The 18,968-nt window shown below is 34.6% G+C and carries 29 protein-coding genes and 1 pseudogene; 9 read left to right on the forward strand and 21 right to left on the reverse strand.

The features are described from left to right. Window positions 1-5 precede the first annotated feature (5 nt). From KGI96_RS07275 to KGI96_RS07290, 4 genes are all read right to left on the reverse strand, one after another. Window positions 6-290 (reverse strand): hypothetical protein, encoded by a 285-nt coding sequence (locus tag KGI96_RS07275; protein WP_211597612.1) that lies wholly within the window; start codon window positions 288-290, stop codon window positions 6-8. A 124-nt stretch (window positions 291-414) separates the two neighbouring features. Next, the gene (locus KGI96_RS07280) at window positions 415-621 is read right to left on the reverse strand and encodes a hypothetical protein (protein WP_229577139.1); all 207 of its coding nucleotides are present in this window, start codon (window positions 619-621) and stop codon (window positions 415-417) included. A gap of 114 nt (window positions 622-735) precedes the next feature. Next, complete coding sequence (locus KGI96_RS07285) at window positions 736-1,392, reverse strand: hypothetical protein (RefSeq protein WP_211597610.1); 657 nt, start codon at window positions 1,390-1,392, stop codon at window positions 736-738. A 90-nt stretch (window positions 1,393-1,482) separates the two neighbouring features. Continuing rightward, window positions 1,483-1,719: a hypothetical protein gene (locus tag KGI96_RS07290; RefSeq protein ID WP_211597609.1), complete on the reverse strand. Its 237-nt coding sequence runs from the start codon at window positions 1,717-1,719 to the stop codon at window positions 1,483-1,485. Here KGI96_RS07290 and KGI96_RS07295 point away from each other — a divergent pair, their 5' ends adjacent. Then, window positions 1,720-2,517 carry a DUF4145 domain-containing protein gene (locus KGI96_RS07295; protein WP_211597608.1) on the forward strand — a complete coding sequence of 266 codons (798 nt, stop codon included), beginning with the start codon at window positions 1,720-1,722 and terminating at the stop codon, window positions 2,515-2,517. A 62-nt stretch (window positions 2,518-2,579) separates the two neighbouring features. On the opposite strand, the gene KGI96_RS07300 is transcribed toward KGI96_RS07295, so the two are convergent. Beyond that, on the reverse strand, window positions 2,580-2,915 hold the full coding sequence (locus KGI96_RS07300; RefSeq protein WP_211597607.1) for a hypothetical protein: 336 nt from the start codon (window positions 2,913-2,915) through the stop codon (window positions 2,580-2,582). After that, a complete protein-coding gene (locus KGI96_RS07305) occupies window positions 2,905-3,105 on the reverse strand; it encodes a helix-turn-helix domain-containing protein (protein WP_211597606.1) in 201 nt (66 codons plus the stop codon). Before KGI96_RS07305 ends, KGI96_RS07300 begins: the two co-directional genes overlap by 11 nt. Before the next feature lie 161 nt (window positions 3,106-3,266). On the opposite strand from KGI96_RS07305, the gene KGI96_RS07310 reads away from it, so the two are divergent. The 5 genes from KGI96_RS07310 (at window position 3,267) to KGI96_RS07330 (ending at window position 5,907) form a co-directional block, all read left to right on the forward strand. Continuing rightward, a complete protein-coding gene (locus KGI96_RS07310; RefSeq protein ID WP_211597605.1) occupies window positions 3,267-3,719 on the forward strand; it encodes a helix-turn-helix domain-containing protein in 453 nt (150 codons plus the stop codon). Window positions 3,720-3,789: 70 nt separating this feature from the next. Beyond that, the gene (locus tag KGI96_RS07315; RefSeq protein ID WP_213156411.1) at window positions 3,790-4,614 is read left to right on the forward strand and encodes a WYL domain-containing protein; all 825 of its coding nucleotides are present in this window, start codon (window positions 3,790-3,792) and stop codon (window positions 4,612-4,614) included. A gap of 18 nt (window positions 4,615-4,632) precedes the next feature. Next, complete coding sequence (locus tag KGI96_RS07320; protein ID WP_211597603.1) at window positions 4,633-4,968, forward strand: hypothetical protein; 336 nt, start codon at window positions 4,633-4,635, stop codon at window positions 4,966-4,968. Window positions 4,969-4,983: 15 nt separating this feature from the next. Further along, window positions 4,984-5,244 (forward strand): excalibur calcium-binding domain-containing protein, encoded by a 261-nt coding sequence (locus KGI96_RS07325; protein WP_211597602.1) that lies wholly within the window; start codon window positions 4,984-4,986, stop codon window positions 5,242-5,244. A 132-nt stretch (window positions 5,245-5,376) separates the two neighbouring features. Continuing rightward, entirely contained in the window at window positions 5,377-5,907 is a 531-nt protein-coding gene (locus KGI96_RS07330) for a hypothetical protein (RefSeq protein ID WP_211597601.1), read from the forward strand. Window positions 5,908-5,944: 37 nt separating this feature from the next. Here KGI96_RS07330 and KGI96_RS07335 read toward each other — a convergent pair whose 3' ends face one another. The 13 genes and pseudogenes from KGI96_RS07335 to KGI96_RS07395 form a co-directional block, all read right to left on the reverse strand. Further along, a complete protein-coding gene (locus tag KGI96_RS07335) occupies window positions 5,945-7,051 on the reverse strand; it encodes a phage late control D family protein (protein ID WP_249111411.1) in 1,107 nt (368 codons plus the stop codon). Next, a complete protein-coding gene (locus KGI96_RS07340; RefSeq protein WP_211597600.1) occupies window positions 7,051-7,488 on the reverse strand; it encodes a phage tail protein in 438 nt (145 codons plus the stop codon). Before KGI96_RS07340 ends, KGI96_RS07335 begins: the two co-directional genes overlap by 1 nt. A gap of 54 nt (window positions 7,489-7,542) precedes the next feature. Then, window positions 7,543-7,686: a GpE family phage tail protein gene (locus KGI96_RS07345; RefSeq protein WP_370685840.1), complete on the reverse strand. Its 144-nt coding sequence runs from the start codon at window positions 7,684-7,686 to the stop codon at window positions 7,543-7,545. Further along, a complete protein-coding gene (locus KGI96_RS07350) occupies window positions 7,686-7,994 on the reverse strand; it encodes a phage tail assembly protein (RefSeq protein ID WP_211597599.1) in 309 nt (102 codons plus the stop codon). Before KGI96_RS07350 ends, KGI96_RS07345 begins: the two co-directional genes overlap by 1 nt. Before the next feature lie 52 nt (window positions 7,995-8,046). Continuing rightward, window positions 8,047-8,556 (reverse strand): phage major tail tube protein, encoded by a 510-nt coding sequence (locus KGI96_RS07355; protein ID WP_211597598.1) that lies wholly within the window; start codon window positions 8,554-8,556, stop codon window positions 8,047-8,049. A 12-nt stretch (window positions 8,557-8,568) separates the two neighbouring features. Beyond that, window positions 8,569-9,735 (reverse strand): phage tail sheath protein, encoded by a 1,167-nt coding sequence (locus tag KGI96_RS07360; protein ID WP_211597597.1) that lies wholly within the window; start codon window positions 9,733-9,735, stop codon window positions 8,569-8,571. A 107-nt stretch (window positions 9,736-9,842) separates the two neighbouring features. After that, entirely contained in the window at window positions 9,843-10,292 is a 450-nt protein-coding gene (locus tag KGI96_RS07365; RefSeq protein WP_211597596.1) for an enoyl-CoA hydratase, read from the reverse strand. After that, the gene (locus KGI96_RS07370; protein ID WP_211597595.1) at window positions 10,285-10,887 is read right to left on the reverse strand and encodes a DUF4376 domain-containing protein; all 603 of its coding nucleotides are present in this window, start codon (window positions 10,885-10,887) and stop codon (window positions 10,285-10,287) included. The genes KGI96_RS07365 and KGI96_RS07370 overlap by 8 nt, the downstream gene beginning before the upstream one ends. 15 nt (window positions 10,888-10,902) lie before the next feature. Beyond that, window positions 10,903-11,961 (reverse strand): pyocin knob domain-containing protein, encoded by a 1,059-nt coding sequence (locus tag KGI96_RS07375; RefSeq protein WP_211597594.1) that lies wholly within the window; start codon window positions 11,959-11,961, stop codon window positions 10,903-10,905. Window position 11,962: 1 nt separating this feature from the next. Beyond that, a pseudogene (locus KGI96_RS07380) lies at window positions 11,963-12,529 on the reverse strand (phage tail protein I). Then, window positions 12,522-13,436 (reverse strand): baseplate assembly protein, encoded by a 915-nt coding sequence (locus KGI96_RS07385; protein WP_211597593.1) that lies wholly within the window; start codon window positions 13,434-13,436, stop codon window positions 12,522-12,524. The pseudogene KGI96_RS07380 and the gene KGI96_RS07385 overlap by 8 nt, the downstream one beginning before the upstream one ends. Next, entirely contained in the window at window positions 13,433-13,774 is a 342-nt protein-coding gene (locus KGI96_RS07390; RefSeq protein ID WP_211597592.1) for a GPW/gp25 family protein, read from the reverse strand. The genes KGI96_RS07385 and KGI96_RS07390 overlap by 4 nt, the downstream gene beginning before the upstream one ends. A gap of 3 nt (window positions 13,775-13,777) precedes the next feature. Then, complete coding sequence (locus tag KGI96_RS07395; RefSeq protein WP_211597591.1) at window positions 13,778-14,326, reverse strand: phage baseplate assembly protein V; 549 nt, start codon at window positions 14,324-14,326, stop codon at window positions 13,778-13,780. Window positions 14,327-14,494: 168 nt separating this feature from the next. Between KGI96_RS07395 and KGI96_RS07400 the strand changes: the two genes are divergently transcribed. Then, window positions 14,495-14,779 carry a BrnT family toxin gene (locus tag KGI96_RS07400; RefSeq protein ID WP_211597590.1) on the forward strand — a complete coding sequence of 95 codons (285 nt, stop codon included), beginning with the start codon at window positions 14,495-14,497 and terminating at the stop codon, window positions 14,777-14,779. After that, window positions 14,772-14,978 (forward strand): BrnA antitoxin family protein, encoded by a 207-nt coding sequence (locus KGI96_RS07405; protein WP_211597589.1) that lies wholly within the window; start codon window positions 14,772-14,774, stop codon window positions 14,976-14,978. The genes KGI96_RS07400 and KGI96_RS07405 overlap by 8 nt, the downstream gene beginning before the upstream one ends. A 48-nt stretch (window positions 14,979-15,026) precedes the next feature. Here KGI96_RS07405 and KGI96_RS07410 read toward each other — a convergent pair whose 3' ends face one another. Further along, window positions 15,027-18,128, reverse strand: a complete 3,102-nt coding sequence (locus KGI96_RS07410) for a phage tail tape measure protein (protein ID WP_211597588.1) — start codon at window positions 18,126-18,128, stop codon at window positions 15,027-15,029. A gap of 56 nt (window positions 18,129-18,184) precedes the next feature. Here KGI96_RS07410 and KGI96_RS07415 point away from each other — a divergent pair, with 56 nt between their 5' ends. After that, on the forward strand, window positions 18,185-18,427 hold the full coding sequence (locus KGI96_RS07415; protein WP_211597587.1) for a hypothetical protein: 243 nt from the start codon (window positions 18,185-18,187) through the stop codon (window positions 18,425-18,427). A gap of 57 nt (window positions 18,428-18,484) precedes the next feature. Here the strand turns inward: KGI96_RS07415 and KGI96_RS07420 are convergent, their stop codons facing one another. Next, on the reverse strand, window positions 18,485-18,946 hold the full coding sequence (locus KGI96_RS07420; RefSeq protein ID WP_211597586.1) for a phage virion morphogenesis protein: 462 nt from the start codon (window positions 18,944-18,946) through the stop codon (window positions 18,485-18,487). Between the last annotated feature and the right edge of the window lie 22 nt (window positions 18,947-18,968).

Here is an 18,968-nt window from a genome sequence, read left to right on the forward strand (position 1 = left end):
CCTAACTACTTAGCAAAAACCTCTTTCCAAACACGGATAATAAAAGGGGCTTTCTTTTCTTCTCCAACTTTAAAATATTCACGAAAAAATTCAGCCCACGCATTCCGCTCTTCAATTATTTCATTAATTTTTTTACGCTGTTCTTCTGTTGCCTGCATTAATGTATTAACATCATCTTTTAATGCTCGCACCTGCTTTTCTAATCCCAGCGTATTTGCTCTATGCTTTCGCATATTGCGATAAAAACGCCATTGCAAATTGCGTTGTTTTCTACTATTTGGCTTTCTCATTTTTGTACTCCTATTGTTCTAAATTTGTTTATAAAAAACTCAAATCACTAAATTTAGGTTGTAAAAAACCACGACCTAATTTTTTACATTAAGCCGTTTATTTATTAATCGGTTTATGGATTAGTTATTTTTCTTCGAACAGGTCTTTTGTATTCAAATCAACTTTCATTAAAGGCTTGTTGATACGTAACACTTCAGGACGTTCTTGATAAATCGGAGTACTTACTTTTTTAATACTCGCCACTATCTCGTGCTTTGAGCCACAGTTGTTGCAGTAGCCGACAATATCAACCGTAAGTAAGCCGATTTTTTCGGAAGTCCTAACTCGCAAATTAGCACTTCCACAATTACCACAATTTAACGCTACATTCATATTCTTTCCCCTAACACCTAAATTTTGTTTTATAATCCGATTTTTAACTACTTAAAAAGGACTAAGTTATGACTACAGACGATCTTTTAAAACGTGTGACTGACCTAGAGACACAAATGAATCGCCGTCGTGATATTGCCAACTTGTTTGGTGTTCTTCTTGCAGAATCTTCAAGGTTTCAGTCTGAAATGGCTGTTTATCTTTCTTTGTCTCATTTAGATCTTTCATCTTTTGAGAAACTATTTCAGAAATTTTCTGATCGTTTAGATGAGCTTGTTCAACCTTTTTCAAACGATGATCAATATGTTCAAGACTTAATTCAGTTGATAAAGATGTCTGCGGAACCTTATCGCGTATATTTTCAAGCTGTAAATCAGGTACAAGAGCAGAAGCAATAACAAAATCCAAACGTTGTTGTTCATCATCAATAACGCTTTGTGCAAACTCAAAACCTTTTGTTTTAGCAATTTTAAGAACGGCTCTCATCATTGCAATTTCTTTTGGTGTAGCCGTTGTTTCTGCGATACGCTTAATTTCTTCTTGTGTAAATTTTTTCTCATTCATTTTAGAGCCCTGTTGTTTTTGTGTAATATCTTGAATATTCATATCCGCTGAATTTAAGTGGAACTCTAAATTACATTTATCACATCTATATTTATTAGGAATATATTTAAATCCTATTAATGAGCGACTATCTCCACATTGAATACAAGCTATTTTAGTTTTCATAATGTTTCCCCTGTTGCTTCGATTAATGAAATTTCCGTGATTTGCTGTTTATCTTCGTTGTTCATTGTTTCATTCCTCTTAGTTAAAAACCTACTCAATCATACTTGCCACAATATCGGTAGGGATGATTTGTTTGTCTTGTTGTTTGTCTTGTTGTTTGTCTTGTTCTTTCTCAAAATAAATATCTAGCAAACCTAAAAAAACATCTGCGTGAAGATGAGAATTACCATCAAGGTAATAGAGCATAATTTGTCTTATTTTCTTCTCATTACTACAAGGTAGTGCTAAAATAAATCTCAAATAGTCATCAATTTCTTTAGGGTTCATATGTCTTATTTCCATAAAATTACTAATCAAACTTGTACAAACTGCAAAACAGTAAACGCAAATTTCCACGTTATGTCTTGTCAGCCTTTCTCTGAAAAATATGTTGAAAACCAACAAACTTATTTTCGTGAAAGTAACAAATTGTTTCGTTTAATGTGCAGTTGTTGTAATTGCAACCACCCACAAATTTTTGATATTCGCTGGCTTGAAGAATTTGTTAAAATTGATGGTGTTATTCATCAACGCCCACCAGAAGCCAGAGAAATATCCGCTTTTCTTAATTGTCTTAGCCCTGAAATAGTCTTTAATCCTATAAAGTACGAATTTAAAGAAGAGCCTTTTAGTGCCAAATTTAGTTTTAAACATCATAAATGGGGTCAGGTGATTAATCACAGAATGGTAATTATTGACCGTTACCCTAAAGTAGATTTTAATCTACCTAAATACTTACCTGAAAAAGTTGAAAAAACACTTAATGATTTATATTCAACTTCTTCCCCAACTTTACAAGTTATACAATCTCGTAAAGTACTTGAAACGATTTGTCGAGATAAATTGCCAACAATTAAAAAAGACAAACTCAACAAAATGCTTCATCAGTTGCTTGAAAGTGAAGCAATAACCGAATCTATTAAAAATTGGGTTCACACCTTGCGAATACTTGGAAATGAAGCAGTTCACGAAGATGAAGAATTTACCGAACTTCAAGCACAAGAAATTATTAGTTTGCTTACAGCCATTATTGACTTGATTTATACCTACCCTGAAAAAATAGAGCAGTTGCGAAAAACTAAATAATTTCATTTTTATTTCCTTTTAAGACGTAGGTTTCTACGTCTTCCCCTAATACCTAATTAAACCTACTTACTCACACTTGCAATAAAATCTTCAAACGTGGAGGAGGGATCTTCAAGATGTTCCTTAAGTTTCACCATCATCTTGCTTATCGCTCTGTTTTCTTGTTCTGCTTTAATCATTTTTTCTGTTTGATTTAATTTATCTTCAAATTTTTCAAGAGTTTTAAGCGCATTTTCTATACCGTTATCTAATGCTGTTGTTAAAAATTTTCTAATTAAATCAATTTCTTTTCTTGTTAAGCACTCAGCTTTTCTACCTTTCAAATAAGTTAGTGTCGTTTTTCTTATTTCATTCTCATTTCCGAAAGGAAACACTTCTTTTAATTCTTCATTCATCATAAAACCCCAACTTCAATGCAATTTTTAAACTTTCGCCACGTTGTCCTGAGCGTCGTCCTTGAAATAACGCATACACATTACGTGGATCAAATCCGTTTTGTTCTTCCCATTCTTTAATGCTTAATCCTTGCATTAAAATCATCTTTTTGGCTTGTAGCACTTTTTGTTTATGGTCTGTTGTTAGTTCCACAAAATCCCCCTATTACGCTTAAAAGCGTGTTATAATCTGAATATTTTATTTTGGTGTAACGTCGTTTTGTTACGTTATAGGTCTATTTTAATCACTCGTTTGTGTGATTGCAAGAAAAATTTAAATCATTTGATTAATTATTTTTGTGTTTTGGAGGTTTTATGTATTTTGATAGATTAAAAAACGAACGTTTAAAATTAGGCTTTAAGCAGGAAGAATTCGGCATTTTATGTGGAGTAACAAAAAACTCTCAATTTAATTATGAAAAAGGTACTCGCCTTCCAAATATTGAATATTTACAAAAGGCAGAAAAATTAGGTGTTGATATTAACTATGTAATAACGGGCACTCCTTCAATGAATACCCTAGATAATGAAGAAGCCTTTTTATTAGACAAATTCCGACAACTTGCTTCTGAACAAAAAACAACAGTATTAACTTTTCTCATTGGGGGGGTTGATAGTTTAGGTAAGCCTGAGAAAGTAACTCAAAATGTAACAGCTGATAACTCTAAAAATATAAATGCAAGTGCAGGTGATATGACTGTGAATAAAAATTTTTCAGATAAAGTCACAATAAGTGATTTAAATGATCCGTATGAAGATGATTTTTAAATAATCATAAGCGGTTTAAAAAAGAATAGATTTTGTAGCAATTATTATTTAATCAAATAAGGGGTTCAAAATGTTAAAGTGTTTTTTCTATTGGATTGTTTTATGCCTTGTACTTACTCTAATGAGTAAAATCTTAGGTGAAGATGTAACAGCAGTTCTTTTTCTTCTTTTCTTAGTTTTTGGTGGTTGTTATGGAATATGGGAGAAGATTAAAAATAGAAAACAGGAAAAAGTGCTAGAAAAAACAATAAAGCCTTTTAAAACAGAACCTAGAAATAAATCTGATAAAAGTCAAAGTATCTTAGAGGCTAAACCAACACAAAGTATTTTTGAACCTAAGCCTGAACCAAAACCTGAAATTATAAAAGAACCTAAAAAAGTAAAAACAGTACTAAAACAAAGTACTATCAATAGAGATGTTATCGAATTTGATTATGTGGACTATCACGGCAATCCAACTCGTAGAAAAGTGCGTGTAAGAGAAGTGGATGAAACTTACTTAGAAGGTTATGACTTAAATAGACGAGATACACGAACCTTTAAAATTGAAAGAATTGGCGATGAAATTATTGAATTAGAAACAGGTTTAATTTCAACAAAAGAAGATTGGCTAAGAGATAATTATGACATTGAACTTGATGATTATTTAAATTATGAATATAAAGAGCCTACTCTTGAAGTGTGTTTTACAGGCTTTAAAAAAGCAGATAGAGAAGGATTAGAACTAGATACTGAATTAACAGGTGAATTTATCATAAGGAAATCAGTTACGCAAAATTTAGATATTTTAGTTTGTGGTAGCAATGCAGGTCCAACTAAAAAAGCCCAAGCAGAAAGACAAGGTGCAATTATTTATAGTGAAGAAGAATTTAGGGATATTTATTTACAAGACTAAAAATAAGGAGAACTTAAAATGAAAAAACTACTAACAATTATTACTTTATTTACCTGTGTTCCTTTTGCAAGTGCGGATAATTTAGATAAAGCAAGGGAAGAGGTAAAAAACTATTTTATCAGCGATAGTGAACCGAAAGTAATAGACGCTATATGGACATCTTCAAATACATTTAAAGTTGGTGTAATTAATGACAATACTAATCGTGATGGTTATGCACAATATGTTTGCTTAGAACTTTATGATAGAGGTTTCAAAGGTAAAAATGTAATGGTGAGAGTTGTTGATATACAAAAATTAGTACAAACAGGTGAGTGGGTCAATTTAGGTACAGCTTTTTGTTCTGCAAAATAAATAGAGGGACTTAAAATGAAAAAACAATTTTTAATCTTAACTCTTGCCATTTTTTCTGCCTCTGCTTTTGCCTATTCTTGCGGAGATAAAAAATATTGTAAGCAGATGACATCTTGCTCTGAAGCCGTTTATTACTTAAAACAGTGCGGTATGACAAGGTTAGACAGAGATAAGGACGGTATTCCTTGCGAAAAAATTTGCGGTAAAAATGGTCAGAATATGCCAAAAGCAAAATCAAGTAAGAAGAAAGGGAAGAAAGCAGATAAGAAGAAATGATAGAGTTGTTAAAGCTGATTAAACAATTAAAAAGAGGAGTAAAAAAGGTGAATGGTTATAGACTAACACAGTGTGAAGATGATCACTTCACAAGACGAACTAGACCAAATCCAAATGATGAGGATAAGAAAAATGAAAAAATCAACAGAAGTCTTGGAGCAACGTAAAAAATCTCTCCTTTTTGATATTCGCCGTTCACAACGTTATCATCAGTATCGTATTCGCTTTTTTAATTTTTGGGAACGAATGACTAATTTTATTAGTATTGTATTAAGTTCTAGTGCAGTCTATTCTTATGCAACGACCTACCCAAATTTAGCTCTGATATTGAGTTTCATTTTAACTATTTTTTCTGCTCTTAGCTTAGTGATTGGCTTCGGCAACAAAGCACGAGATCATCAATCATTTTTACAAACATTTTCACAATTAGAAACAGATTTACTTAAAAATTTGCTTTCTGATGATTTGATAACAGAAATTGAAACAAGAATGTTTGCTATTGATAACAAGGAGCCTCCAACACTGATTGTGTTAGAACAGCGTTGTTATAATGAACAGATTATTGCAGATGGTTTTGATACTGATAAACATTGTGTAAAAATAGCTTGGTACCAAAAATTATTTGAGCAGTATTTTGATATTTTATCTGATAGAATTAAGTAATAATTCCATTTTTAGAAACGGTGCAATCGCACCGTTTTTATTCACTCTTCAACTCACACTCAATAGAAGTAGTGTATCCGCTGTCAGCACTGATAGAATGCACGACTTGTTTAATTACCCAGTTATTAATATCAATTTCTTTTTTAAATCCGAACAACTTTAAAGGAAGTTCTGGCATTAAGTCAGGGTTTCCTTGTGCCAATGTTAAACTAAAATTTGCGGTCCCACGTCCTAATTTTTTAAACTCTCTAACCACTGCTTTACGTGCTGATTGCTCAGTTTTGTAAGTGTGTGATAATCGCTTAATATTATCTGAATCCGTGATTGCTGGCTTGGTTTGTTTTAGTGCTATTTTTTTACGTGTCTTTTCTATTTTTGTATTATCATCAAAATACACCTCGCCACGTTTTCCTGTGTCCGTATTATGATAATAAGCTTTTACTGCTTTGTAATTTTCACCCTCTGCTATACTGTATCTATGCTGATCACCTTGATTTCTTGTGATGTAAATTTCAGGTAACATCTTACCGCTTGCAGTTTTGCATTCTCCAGCTTCAATAAAAAGTAAGTTGCCATTTTTAACTGTTGCGATTGCGTCATATTCTTTTGCTAATCGACTAAGGAAATTAATAGAACTTTCACCCGTTTGATCGATGTGGTCAATAACTTGTTGCGTAAAATTTTGCCCGACCATTGCTGTTAATTTATTTTCATCAGCAATTAATTCCACAATCTGTTTAATAGTTTTTTTATGAAAGGAGCGATCTTTTCTATCAAGTAACGTTCCTCGCATATCTGCACTTCTTGCCCTGATTGTGACTTGGTCAGGGCTTCCACTGTGTTCAATCTCATCAACAGTATATTTGCCCTTGTAAACGATACTTTCAGACTGCCACCCAAAGCCTAATGTTAGAATCGCATTTCTAGGCGGTAATTCAAGTAAACCGTCGCTATCATCTAAAGTTAAATCAAGCTGATCAGCTTCAAAGCCTCTGGAATCTGTTAATGTTAAATTAATTAATCGGTGAGAAATTAATTGTGAAATATCGGTTTTTTGCTCTTTTGTGCTAACAGAAAGAGAAATAACAGGGATTTTATGATTGTTATTTTTTAATAAATCATTGATTAAAGCATTTGTTTTCATTATAAATAACTCATTACATCATCAACAATATCACTTAAAATCGAATCATCAGTACGTTTTAGTGTCATCGAAAATTCTATCTTGCGTGCTTTACCATCACCAAAGAAAAAACTGCCCGAGTGTTGGATACTCTCAATCACAAACCAACCAATGATCATAAAGCTTGAGCCGTCGATTAAAGGGTATGGGGTGCCTTTTTCTGCCATCAATTCTAACTGCTTAATGCTTAAATTACCGCCTGTGATTTCTGGCATAAGCGTGCCTGAGATCGTGATTGTCTCGCTTTCTTTTCCAGTGAATTGTGTCCGTGGTAAATTTCCCACGACTGAATTTGTGGGGTGTCGCCATTTTAGATCACTGCTGGTTGATTGGTATGGGATTGTTGAGCGTGTAAAGACAAAATAGCCCAAGCTCATCATTGCAGAATTTTGTAGCATTATTTTAACCTTTGCTATATTGCTATAAAGTCAGGGCTTGCCCTGACTCTACAATTATTGTTCTTCTGTTTCCGTACGTTTGCGTGCTTGCTCTCGCCATTCCATCAATTCATCTAGGTACATTTCATCAAAAACGCTGGGTTGCCAATGAAAAACGGTAGCAATATCTGCAATGGCGTCTTCAACACAGGCAGGGATTAAGCATTCAGTGTTGCTTCGTCCTTTCCCTCTTCACCATCTTCATTTTCTGCACCAAAAAAGCCTGCAAGTTCTGTTGATAGTTTTGTGAAATCAGCAATTTCAAGCTGTTCAATATCTGCTTTAGTCAGCATTGGCTTGGTCACGCGTGGTAATAGTACTGTTAAGGCATTAACATCAAATTGCATAACATCCAGCAATTTCAATCCTTTTAATGATAAAACGTTGGGCTTTAAGACAGTAATATCTGTGATTTTTTTATCACCACGTTTGATCGGTTTAGTTAGTGTTACTTTTTTCTCTTTCATTTTGTTTTTTCCTTTGTGAATTGGGCGTATTCCACGCCCGTTAAATTAAATATTAGAGACCTATCGCTTCACGATGTTTTTGATAGATATCTTTTCCTTCTTTTTTGATTACTGGAGTGAGAGCATCAATCTCAATAATTTCCTTGCCCCCCACAGTTAATTTATAATAAGTAAGTGAAGACTTAATTGTAGTATCTGTAATTTCCCCTACTTTACTATTTCCACCATCAATTTCTGTATGTCTTCCTCGCATTAGTACTTCAACTGGGGTTACTTCTCCAGTGTCATCTTGCTCATAACTTCCAGCAAAACGAATCATTTCTTTGCTGATTTCTGCTTCTGCAAAACCCGTGTAGAAACGTTCATCAGTGCCTGCGTATTTATGAGTAAGCTCTAATTTTTCGATCCCTAAATTGATATCAACTTCAGTAAACATTCCGCCTGAGCGATAACCCTCTGTTTTGCTTTTCAATTTTGGCAATTCCACTTCTGTTGAAACGCTATAGAATGAATCGCCGTTAAGATAGACATTTGCTAATTTTAAGACTCTTGGTAATGCCATTTTTTATACTCCTTAAGCCGTTGCCACAGCACTTGCAAAGTTTGCAAGATATTCATCTGTAATATATTGTTTTAAGTTTAAATTTTCTAAACTTGGAACAGGGCAGTAATTATATTTAATGTAAAACTTGCCATCTTTTAATGTTTCTTTTGTGTTCTCGTCCCAGTCCACCCACGCTTTACCGTCTACAATATAGCCTTGTGACTTCCAAAAACGCATTTTAGCGTTAATCATCTCAAGCATATCTTTAACTAAAGTCGGTGTGAGCGGTTTATCAATCGCCCAGTCATACGCCTCGCCGATAGTGTCACGTATAATTTGTGCGGTGCGTGTGGCTTGTTCAAAAGCAAATAAACTATCTGTTGAACAAGTCCGACTTCCCCAAATTCGAAAACCATTGTAATTAATTACACAACACACCTCTTTTGAGTTTAAAAAGTTTGCGTCTGTTGAGCTGTCTTGAATATCAAAACTAATTGCTTTTGTAACACCACTTACCCCATTGATCAGTAAATTTGAAATGGTTGTGTGCCAGCCTAATTCTTTATCTGCATACGCTCGTAAACCGACTGCATAAGCGGTTGCATAAGCCGTATCACTAGTATTTTTTTGTGTATTGAAATTAGTAAAATCACCATAAATCAGCATTGCTTCACGATCGCCAAAGTTTCTGCGATATTGCACAGCTTCTTCTTTATTATTTGCATTACACTTAATATATGCCATTCCGTGTAATTTCTTCGCCACAGCAACAAGTTGAGTGGCGACATCAAGAGTATCAAGTTGTGGAATTGCAAAAATACGAGGTTTCACGCCAAGTGTTGCTTGTGCAGATAAGAACGCTTTCATACCTGTGCCGACACCGTCCTCGCCGATTGTCCCTATGATATTAGCGGTTAGATTTTCTTCATCTTCAGGCACTCGCACAATAACGCACGGAGTACGTACAATTGTTGAGATAGCTTCAAGTGTGCGATAAAGTGTGCCACCTTTACCTGCTTTACTCATTAAAGATTGTGGGTTGGTAGTGAGAATTGCTTTGTTAAGGGGAAATGTCTCATCTTCTGCGTCATCAGCGGTACAAACAATACCGATAATTGCCGTTGAGACTGTTCGAACTGTACGAGTTCCCTCTGAAATTTCAGTGACTCGGACGCCGTGTAGATATTCATCAGCCATATTCGTTTATTCCTGTTTGATTTAATTAAAAAAATAGGTCAAACAAAGAATAAAAAACCGCTTGCTTGATAGCGAGCGGTTGCGATTGTGAAAGAGTTTTCTACAAATTAAACAAGGGCTGAGAGTTGGTTAGGACTAAATCGCCAGCCTTGATCACTGCCAAATATCACATTAAAACACCACTCGGAACAAAAATATTTATCTCGTTCATCTTTAATTCCGAGACAGACTCCGATTGCTCCCCAAAGATCGTATTTTTTGCCTTTGGTTTGTTGAAAGTAACTTATGATTTGTTGTTCTGTAACGTTTTCTAGTTGTACTAAATCCCAATTTTCAGAATTGATGTTAATGTTTTTAAGCCTCACCCCTCCATCTCTTGGGCTTGATGAGTAACAATCATAAGAGATTTTTTCATTGAAGTGATAACGACCGCCGTAGATGTTTTTTCTTTCTATAATTAACTCACAGTGTGAGTACTTGCCTTTGGTAAAAAACCTAATTATTCTATCTACAAAGTTTCCTTTACCTTTGTAGAATCCGAGATAAATCTTATTCATCTTCTACCTCCTGATAAATTTCACACCATCCGTCGCTAAAATCATACTCTAGTGGATTTTCTGACTGCAACATTCGCATTTTATGCTTCTCTCCATTTTTGAAGTTTGCAATTTCCGTCAACAAACGAGCATCAATTACATTAGAGAGTAATTCTTCTGTCATTGTCACAAAAGAGCCGTCCATTGTTTTCCAAAGTAGATCAGGTGGTATTGTTGGGAGTTGTTGCAGTGTCATCAATCGCAAGTGTGAGCGTTCATCAGTGTGAAACCACTTATCATTTACTTTCACTCCTGACTCGCTCATTTTGTCTCTGTGTTCTCGAATGTTAAGCCAAGCCTTTTTTTGTTCTTTTTTGAGAATTCTTGCTTTATCTTCTTCTGTTAAAATCCATTCAGAACCATTCCACTTGTGATGTTTAGACGGTTTAACGGGTGTTAAAAATAATTGATTATCTTTAATATAAATTTCTTTTCCTTTCGCTCTTTCTTCAATGAAATATTGAAAATCATCATCTGAAACTTCTATTGAAAGTTCTGGTACTTGATGAATTTCATCTGTTAAAAATACTTGTCTATTTACATCATAAAAATACATATTAACCTCCTTTACTTATTGTCCTATCGCGAACCAGTAAAACTTACAACTTCCTGAATTATCATCGATCCACGCCTCAAAACTATTTGCATTTACATTCTTAACTGTAGCACTTGTTGTATAACTAGAGTCATTATGAGTATTTGCATAATGATGTCCTAATTCTTTCAAATTATCTATGCTTGTGATAAAAAAACCAAAGCAGTTTTGTGTAAAACTTATATTAAAATTATATCGTCTAGAATGCTCATAGCCTTGCTGATTATTGACATATCCCCATTGCAAAATTAATCCACTAGGTAATTTCTTCCAACCATTTTGTGTTAAATTTTGTACAGTCCTAGGATTTAATAATTCCCATTCTGACCATTCATTATTTGCAAAGTGACGTATATAAAGTTCACCCTCATTGGTTCGATACTCTTGATGAATGAATGTTTCACTAAATCCTTTAACAAATAAAACACCTGCAATATTTTTGGGATAATTTAAAACTGTTAAATCACCATTCCCCCATTGTCTACCGCGATGATATATTCCTACTTTCCAGATATCATTAAAATTTTCACTTGTTAATGCTTTCACTTGAAAATCATCTTCTGTTAATACTTTTGATATATTAATGAATAAGTCACCAGTCATTGTATCGCCAGATTTAGAAACTTTTTGACTTATTAAATTAAGCAAAGTCTCTTTTAAATTTCCGTCCTCACCTAGTGCTGTTGCTAATTCTGCTAATGTATTAAGTGAAGCAGGGGCTGAACCCACTAGATTTGAAATTGCTGTTTTTACAAATGAGGTATTAGCGACTTGGGTATTATTGGTGTCCTGTGAAGCTGTTGGTGCAGTTGGAACACCTGTTAATTCTGGGCTATGCTTTGGCGCATAGTCTTGTTCTAAGTTTTGTAACTTTAATTTATCACTTTCTAATTGTTGTTTTAAATATGCAGTCCTGTCTGCAAGCTGTTTTGCTTGTCGATTTGCAATACCATCTGCACCACCGACCACAGGATCGGTTTTTTCAAGTTGATAGATACCTTCTGCCCAGTTCGGGTTTTCTTGTAAATTTGCCATTTTAAGCTACTCCGTAATTGTATTGTCCGTTAAAGTTAATTTCATTGTTGTATAAGTGGCTTGCTAGTTCATAATCCAAACCAGTTAAGACACAGCGTGCAGGGGCTGTGTGTTTTAATATTCGTTTAATTTGTCCTGCTTGCCCTATTGAAACAGGACGTTTTAATAAAACACGATATTCAGCCCAGTGTTTATTTTTACTGCCGTATGTATGTTTGCCATCATATTTAATGGTGTTGTTATATTTCTGTATAACAATGCCTTCTATAATTTCCACATCACCATAACCTGCACTTTTTAAGACTCGGCGAATACTTGCCACTGTTCCTTTGTGTTTATGCACAAAAGTAGAATTTTTAATGGTTTATCTCTTGTGTTCATCGCTCCAGTTTTCGTCCCACTCATCAACAGAAAGTGACCACGCAAGATAAGGTAAAAGATGAGCAGGACAGTTGTCGGCACTCCACAGTCTGTTGATCTCAACAGGAAGTTTATTAATATCTGCAAATGTTAAAGAAAGCCGTTTTTCTAATTTACTTGATGACGGCGGCAATAGACTTCTATTCATCTCGTCCACTCACTGTTATGTTTATTTGCTGACAATCTGCAACCTGTTGTTGTGTTATCACAATGTCATTTGCTGGCTCAATTAAATGTACATTTTGGACACCGCTCTGATGTAATGCTGAGAATATGCCTGACTTTGTAATATCTCTGCCCAGTGCATACTGTTTTTCTTTGTACTTGTTAATTTTTTTATTTACTTCTTCAAGCACTACGCTTTCTAGTGCATTGTGAAATAACGTAATTTGTGCAGTAATGTTGTATTGCACTGTTTCCGCTGGTTCAACAATAACAGTATCTGTAAGTGGTCTTATTTCTTCTTCGTTTAGATAAAATTTCACTTTTTCTAATAAAGAACTGTCTGCATTACCGTATTTTTTTGTTGCTAGGACAGTCACTAAGACTTTTCCAGCACTGGGTGTGCTAATATAAGCGTCTTGAATATCGGCACTTGATGTGAGCGTATGATAAAAATAACTACCGACTGAGCCAGCTGTTGTTTTACTTTCTAATGCTAATTGAATGCGTTTTCTAAAACGTTCATCACTTTCATAAATCGCCAATGTTGGTGATTCTGTTGTTAAGTCTTCTTGCTGTATAATCAAACGCTTAACGTTAAACAATGCACCTAAATGATCTAACTCTGACTCTGACGCATAAGCGAGCATTACAGACTTAGACGCATTGTTAATTCTTGCTCTAAGTAGCATTTCAAGATACGCATTCTCTTCTAGCAGTTTAACAACGGGTTCACTCTCAAACTCTAAACGGTGTGTCCAAAATGCTTTTTCTTGCTCTGTTTCAAAAAGTGAGATAAAGCGTGCTTTTCTGCTTTCAAGCAATGTTTCAAAATCTATTTCTTCAATAATTTTGGGTGCTGGTAACTCAGCAAGATTGATTATATTACTCATACTAATTGTATTCCCGCTTTCAATTTTGTATTTCCACCGTCTTTTATCGTTGCTTCAATTTCAGCGGTGATTGCTGGTTTTTCCATATCTTGATTAAAACTCACTAAAAAACGTGTGACTTCAATTCGATGTTCCCATTTTTTCAAAGCCATTACACAACACGCACTAATTTGTAATGTAAGAGCGTGCGAGATGGGGCGGTCAATCAGTTTGTACAAATAACTGCCGTAGTCTCTTCGCATTACACGAGAGCCAACCGCAGTCAATAAAATATCTTGTATTGATTGCTGAATATGTGCTTTTTCATCTGTTAAACGTTCGCCTGTTTGTTTGTTCATTATTTATCCTATTGGTGGCACAACTGGGGTGTGATAGTGTGTATTTAATGTGTATTTATCACTTGAAATATCCCCCCCTGCTTTAATGGTTGATCCCACCGTTAATTTCCCGCCGATATGTGCGTCACCAGTACATTCAAAATAAGGGGTATCTGCTGTCACGCTTTTGCTTGCTTGAATGTACGCCGTTGCAATTCCTGTCATTTCCAAGCGGTGTGTTTTTTGGTTATATTTACAAATTGCACCGTCTTCAAATTCAATTAAATGTTCATCGCCATTTGTACTCGGTGCGTTGCTAGCATAAATACCGTATAACACCACTGCTGTTGTCATTTCACCACTTGCTGATAAAACAATACATTGTTCACCTTTTGTCGGCGGTGACCACGTTCTTGTTGTACCTGCTCTTAATGATAAAATCGGTAACCAGTCCGTTAAAATATCTCCAGTTTTCACACGAACAAGGGCTTTTTTAAGATCAACTTTTTCAATAGTGCCTAACCGCACTATATGTTCTAAGCGTCGTGATAAATCTGAAAGCGTAAAATTCATTTATATAAAAGAGTGGTTTAAATAAAATGATTTTTGATGATGTGAGACAAATTTAAAAGTTTCTTTGGTTGTGATTTTTTATATAACAATGAGCGATATTTTTTAAATAATCTATTGACACTAATTTAGTGTACATATAACATATGTACAAAAGAGAGGGGGGATGAAATGTTAAAGTTTGAATGGGATAACAACAAAGCAGAAAGTAATCTAATTAAACATTGTGTTAGCTTTAAAGAAGCTGAAACAGTTTTTGAAGATAGCGAGGCGTTATTAATTCCAGATCCTGATCACTCATTTGGTGAAGAACGTTTTATTTTGTTAGGACGTAGTAAAAAACACAATATTCTTGTTGTTGTGCATTGTGAACGTTCAGATGTAATACGTATTATTTCAGCACGTAAAGCAACGAAGAAAGAGAGCAGACAATATTTAGGAGGTTGTTATGCGTAATGAATATGATTTTAGTAATGCAGTTAAAAATCCTTATACTAGAAAGAAAACAGCGGTCACAATTAGGCTAGATGATGAAGCTATTGCTTATTTTAAACAATTAGCAATAGAAACAGATTTACCCTATCAAACTCTTATCAATTCTTTTTTGACGGATTGTGCCAAAAATCATAGAAAACCTGATCTGACTTGGCAATAATTGATTTTATCTTAAAGAGGCGTATATACTACACCTCTTTTTTTATTGCTATCTATCGAAATAACTACTTCTTGCTTTTGCTTGTGCTTGTCGCTGTGCTTCTTCCAGTTTTCGCATAACTATTCTTGCTATTTCTTGTTCACTTTGTCCTGGTCCTGCATTAATTGTTATATTGATATTTTGGTTCACTGGTGCAACTGCTTGAGCCTGTGGCTTGCTGGCAGAAAGTAAAGGACGATTATCAACTTTTACATTCATTGGCTGAGCTAAAGCCACAGAACTTGCAAGAGTAGCGAGGGCGGTCGCTTTGCCATAGTTAAGTTTATTTAAGTTAGCTATTCCCAAACGTTTTGTTGCTTCAGCTGTCATTACATATTCACCGCCGTGAACAATACCTTTTGGCTCATATTTTCCACCTGGACCAACAAAACCGCCTGATGAGAAAGTATTTAAAACTTCATCAGCACCTGATAACTGTTTTGTTTTTTGAACTTTTTGCACGGTTTTAGGTGGTTCATCATCCCCCCATATTTTATTCCAAAATCCAGTCATTGTATCAAGGGTTGAATTACCAAAATTTTTCGCACTTTGCGTTATACCGTCAATAGAGAAATTTTCTAGGCTTTCTTTAACCATTTTAATAGTGTCTAATACAATATTTAAAGGTGTCATAATAAGACCGATTGCACCGCCGACAATTTCACCAAAGCGTTTACCTGCATTTGTCGCCCCCTCAAATTTCCCTGTAACATCACTTACTGGTGAGATAAGTTGTATAAACCAATCCCAACAGGCTTTGATTTTCTCCCCTATCCAGCCCAGCAACTCGCCGAGAGGCTTAAATCTCTCTAAAACTGGTGATAATGCCTCTGTTAAGCCTTGCCAAAAACCGATAAAAAATGCTTTTATTGGTTGCCAGTATTTGTAGATGATCATTCCTACACCGACTAATGCAGCACCTATTAATCCAATCGCAATCCCAATAGGTGAGAATAAAACACTCAATCCTAATAATAAGGCTTTAATAGGCAAAATAGCACTGAACAAGGCAATTTTAACCATCTTTATCCAAAAACCTACTTTTTTAAAATTTCCCAAAAACTTCATCATAGCCCCACCTGCTTTTGTAAAGGCTGATTTTGAAGCAGTTGGGAATGATGATAACCCTGTGATTACAGACTTAATTCCATTTTTTGTACCTTGAAAAGTAAATAAATGTTTTTTAGCTTTAATATTTGAAAGGGTAAATTTTTCATTTGCTTTTTCTGCTAGTTTTAATAAACCAGTATATCTTGCAATTCCTAATCCTGCACGTGCGATAGGGTATAGAATAAAAGAAAATGATATTGCTAATGCCCCAAGCGTACCAGCCAAAGCGGTCACAATCCCACCAAATTTTGCAAGTTTTGCAGTAAGTTTAGGGTGTGCTTTTACCCACTCATTTATTTTTCTTAAAACACCTGTAATACTATTTATTGTTTCACGTAAAGGCTCTTTTATTGTTTCATAAATAGAATTACTAATTGCTTCACGAGCTGAATTTAAATTAGCAAGATCGCCTTTTAAGTTATCACTCATTGTTTTAGCAACTCGCTCACCTGTTCCTTGCGATTTTTTAGTTGCATCAGCCACTTTTTTAATTTGCCCTTCACCTGCTTTTTGAATTAATTCAATTGCAGCTGTTGCGGCTTCTTCTCCAAAGATTTTTTTAATTAAATCAAGTTGTTTTTGGTTTCCTAGGTGTTTTGTTTTTTTATAAATATCTGTGAGAATATCAGGAAGTTCTCTCATATTTCCTTTTTTATCAGAAACAGAAACCCCTAATTTCTTTAATTCTTTTGCTCCTGCTTTTGCAGGTCCTGCTAGTCTATTAAGCATTGCCCTTAATGCAGTACCAGCTTGAGAACCTTTAATCCCTACATTACCTAATAACCCAACCATTGAAGCCATCATTTCAAAGTTTTGCCCTGTTTTAGCAGAAATAGGACCGATGTATTTCATTGTGTCGCCAAGTAATTCAAGATTAGTATTTGAAGTAATGGTTGTATGAGTAAGCACATCTGCAACCTTTCCCATTTGAGAAGCATCAAAACCAAAGCCACTTAAAATATCACTTCCAATATCAGAAACTCGTCCCATTTCCATTCCTGATGCTTTGGTCATATTTAAAATAGGTTTCATTGCTTTTTCAATTTCATCTGCTTTAAAGCCAGCCATTGCAAGAAAGCCTTGTCCCCTTGCAACATCAGAAGCAGTAAAAGATGTTGTTGCACCTAAATTATCAGCCTGTGTTTTTAAGCGTTTAAATTCTGCAGAATTTTTATTAAGGTTAGTCAGTGCTTGAACACGCGACATTTCAGCTTCAAAATTAATTGCAGGTGTTAGCATTTTAGCACCGGTAAATCCCCCCGCTGTTGCCATCATTAAGTTTTTTTGCCCAAATCCTTGTAGGTTTTGGCTCGTATTTTTAAATTTTTCTACGTTTGCTTTATAGCGTATCTGTCGTGCTTTGGCTTTATTTAATCGCTCTATCGCTTTTTGTTGTTTTTCGATTTCTTTGGTTGCAGAACGCATTTTATTAGCCAAATCTTTTTCAGATTTGCCAAGCTGATGGATATCAACCCCGCTTGCTTCAAGTTCCTTTTTTAAATGTCGAAGTTGAGTATATTTCTTATGTGTTTCTTTGGATGTGTTTTTCAAAGCACTTTGTTCTTCTCTTAATCTCTTATTCATTGAGTTGATAGATGACCGCACTTTTTCATAATTTTTATCTGTTAATTTTAATTCTTCTTGAAGTTTCTTTACTTCGTCTATTCTGTTGTCATTTAATGCAGAATTTAATTGACGATTTAATTTTTTTTGTTGTGCAGATAATTCTGTTCTTGTGTTTTTTAATTGATCTAATGATGTTCTATACTCTATTGTGTTGTCTTTTAATTTTTTTACAGTTTCAGTTTGTAAATGAAGTTCATCCCTCATTTTTTTAAATGAATCTATTTTACCTTGCTCTTTTTCAAACCCTCTTAGAGCTTGTTTACTTTCATTAAGTAACTTGCTTGTTTTACTAATCTGTTTTTGTGCATTTTTGAATGGAGCGGATAATTTATCCATTGCTTCAAGCATTACTTGGAGTTTTAAATTATTTGACATTGTTTAATCCCGTTTTTATAATCAATCAAAATTTAACTTTTAATAGTGGGTGGTTTATGGACTTAGGTGATTTTGCTTTAGGTGTGGTTGCAGGTTGTCTTTTCTCAACTCCTTCTCGAACAACAGATGCACGAACGAGAGAATTAGAAAGAGAGGCATTAGAAATAGAACTTACTGACCAATATATTAAAATGAGCCAAAGAATAGTAGATGATTCATCAATTCTTCTAGACCCTGATTTTAATAGAGAAATGGAGCAGTTAGAAGAAAAAATGAAAGAAATGGGCTTAATGGATTGATATTTCATTTTTAAGTTATTTAACATTAATTATCTCCTTTCTTACTTATTCAGCTATCTACCCACTCAACGCCTTTAAAATTCCATCTTCCACTATTTCTAGATCCTGATCACCAAATCCTAGTAGTTCTCTTTGGTCATACTTGTGCTTAATTCCCTTTTTCTTATCCACAAAACCCTCTTTCCCAAACTGGTGACGGCTTGCTATATAGGCGGTTTGTCCTTTAAATCCCACACTTACCCCATTAGCATTTGCAACTATTTTCATAAATCGAGCAGTACGCAATTTTTTAAACATTGCGTTGCGTTTTATTTTGCCCTTTTTGGTTTTTATGCGTTTTTTTCTGGGTGCAAAAGCGGTACCATCAGGGTTTTGTTGTTTTTGTATTCTTGAGCGGTTAGATTGTGCTAACTTTTTACCAATTTCACGTGCCAGCTGTCGGCGTTGCGTTGGGGCAATGCTTTTTAATAGTGCGTCAAAACGCTCTGTAATTTGGTTTGCTTGGTTTAAATCGCTCATTACTTAAAAACCGTTCCAATCA

Origin of the sequence: Phocoenobacter atlanticus subsp. cyclopteri (assembly GCF_018343795.1) — a bacterium.
Taxonomy (GTDB): Bacteria; Pseudomonadota; Gammaproteobacteria; order Enterobacterales; family Pasteurellaceae; genus Phocoenobacter; species Phocoenobacter atlanticus.

Excerpts from the sequence above, each read along its gene's own strand:
- KGI96_RS07310 (WP_211597605.1), top strand. The coding sequence starts at position 3,267 with ATGTATTTTGATAGATTAAAAAACGAACGTTTAAAATTAGGCTTTAAG.
- KGI96_RS07360 (WP_211597597.1), bottom strand. The coding sequence starts at position 9,735 with ATGGCTGATGAATATCTACACGGCGTCCGAGTCACTGAAATTTCAGAG.
- KGI96_RS07325 (WP_211597602.1), top strand. The coding sequence starts at position 4,984 with ATGAAAAAACAATTTTTAATCTTAACTCTTGCCATTTTTTCTGCCTCT.
- KGI96_RS07320 (WP_211597603.1), top strand. The coding sequence starts at position 4,633 with ATGAAAAAACTACTAACAATTATTACTTTATTTACCTGTGTTCCTTTT.
- KGI96_RS07285 (WP_211597610.1), bottom strand. The coding sequence starts at position 1,392 with ATGAAAACTAAAATAGCTTGTATTCAATGTGGAGATAGTCGCTCATTA.
- KGI96_RS07385 (WP_211597593.1), bottom strand. The coding sequence starts at position 13,436 with ATGAGTAATATAATCAATCTTGCTGAGTTACCAGCACCCAAAATTATT.
- KGI96_RS07290 (WP_211597609.1), bottom strand. The coding sequence starts at position 1,719 with ATGAACCCTAAAGAAATTGATGACTATTTGAGATTTATTTTAGCACTA.
- KGI96_RS07300 (WP_211597607.1), bottom strand. The coding sequence starts at position 2,915 with ATGATGAATGAAGAATTAAAAGAAGTGTTTCCTTTCGGAAATGAGAAT.
- KGI96_RS07295 (WP_211597608.1), top strand. The coding sequence starts at position 1,720 with ATGTCTTATTTCCATAAAATTACTAATCAAACTTGTACAAACTGCAAA.
- KGI96_RS07335 (WP_249111411.1), bottom strand. The coding sequence starts at position 7,051 with ATGAAAACAAATGCTTTAATCAATGATTTATTAAAAAATAACAATCAT.
- KGI96_RS07375 (WP_211597594.1), bottom strand. The coding sequence starts at position 11,961 with ATGGCAAATTTACAAGAAAACCCGAACTGGGCAGAAGGTATCTATCAA.
- KGI96_RS07365 (WP_211597596.1), bottom strand. The coding sequence starts at position 10,292 with ATGAATAAGATTTATCTCGGATTCTACAAAGGTAAAGGAAACTTTGTA.
- KGI96_RS07315 (WP_213156411.1), top strand. The coding sequence starts at position 3,790 with ATGTTAAAGTGTTTTTTCTATTGGATTGTTTTATGCCTTGTACTTACT.
- KGI96_RS07405 (WP_211597589.1), top strand. The coding sequence starts at position 14,772 with ATGCGTAATGAATATGATTTTAGTAATGCAGTTAAAAATCCTTATACT.
- KGI96_RS07340 (WP_211597600.1), bottom strand. The coding sequence starts at position 7,488 with ATGCTACAAAATTCTGCAATGATGAGCTTGGGCTATTTTGTCTTTACA.
- KGI96_RS07330 (WP_211597601.1), top strand. The coding sequence starts at position 5,377 with ATGAAAAAATCAACAGAAGTCTTGGAGCAACGTAAAAAATCTCTCCTT.
- KGI96_RS07395 (WP_211597591.1), bottom strand. The coding sequence starts at position 14,326 with ATGAATTTTACGCTTTCAGATTTATCACGACGCTTAGAACATATAGTG.
- KGI96_RS07420 (WP_211597586.1), bottom strand. The coding sequence starts at position 18,946 with ATGAGCGATTTAAACCAAGCAAACCAAATTACAGAGCGTTTTGACGCA.
- KGI96_RS07410 (WP_211597588.1), bottom strand. The coding sequence starts at position 18,128 with ATGTCAAATAATTTAAAACTCCAAGTAATGCTTGAAGCAATGGATAAA.
- KGI96_RS07370 (WP_211597595.1), bottom strand. The coding sequence starts at position 10,887 with ATGTATTTTTATGATGTAAATAGACAAGTATTTTTAACAGATGAAATT.
- KGI96_RS07400 (WP_211597590.1), top strand. The coding sequence starts at position 14,495 with ATGTTAAAGTTTGAATGGGATAACAACAAAGCAGAAAGTAATCTAATT.
- KGI96_RS07415 (WP_211597587.1), top strand. The coding sequence starts at position 18,185 with ATGGACTTAGGTGATTTTGCTTTAGGTGTGGTTGCAGGTTGTCTTTTC.
- KGI96_RS07355 (WP_211597598.1), bottom strand. The coding sequence starts at position 8,556 with ATGGCATTACCAAGAGTCTTAAAATTAGCAAATGTCTATCTTAACGGC.
- KGI96_RS07350 (WP_211597599.1), bottom strand. The coding sequence starts at position 7,994 with ATGAAAGAGAAAAAAGTAACACTAACTAAACCGATCAAACGTGGTGAT.
- KGI96_RS07390 (WP_211597592.1), bottom strand. The coding sequence starts at position 13,774 with ATGAACAAACAAACAGGCGAACGTTTAACAGATGAAAAAGCACATATT.
- KGI96_RS07275 (WP_211597612.1), bottom strand. The coding sequence starts at position 290 with ATGAGAAAGCCAAATAGTAGAAAACAACGCAATTTGCAATGGCGTTTT.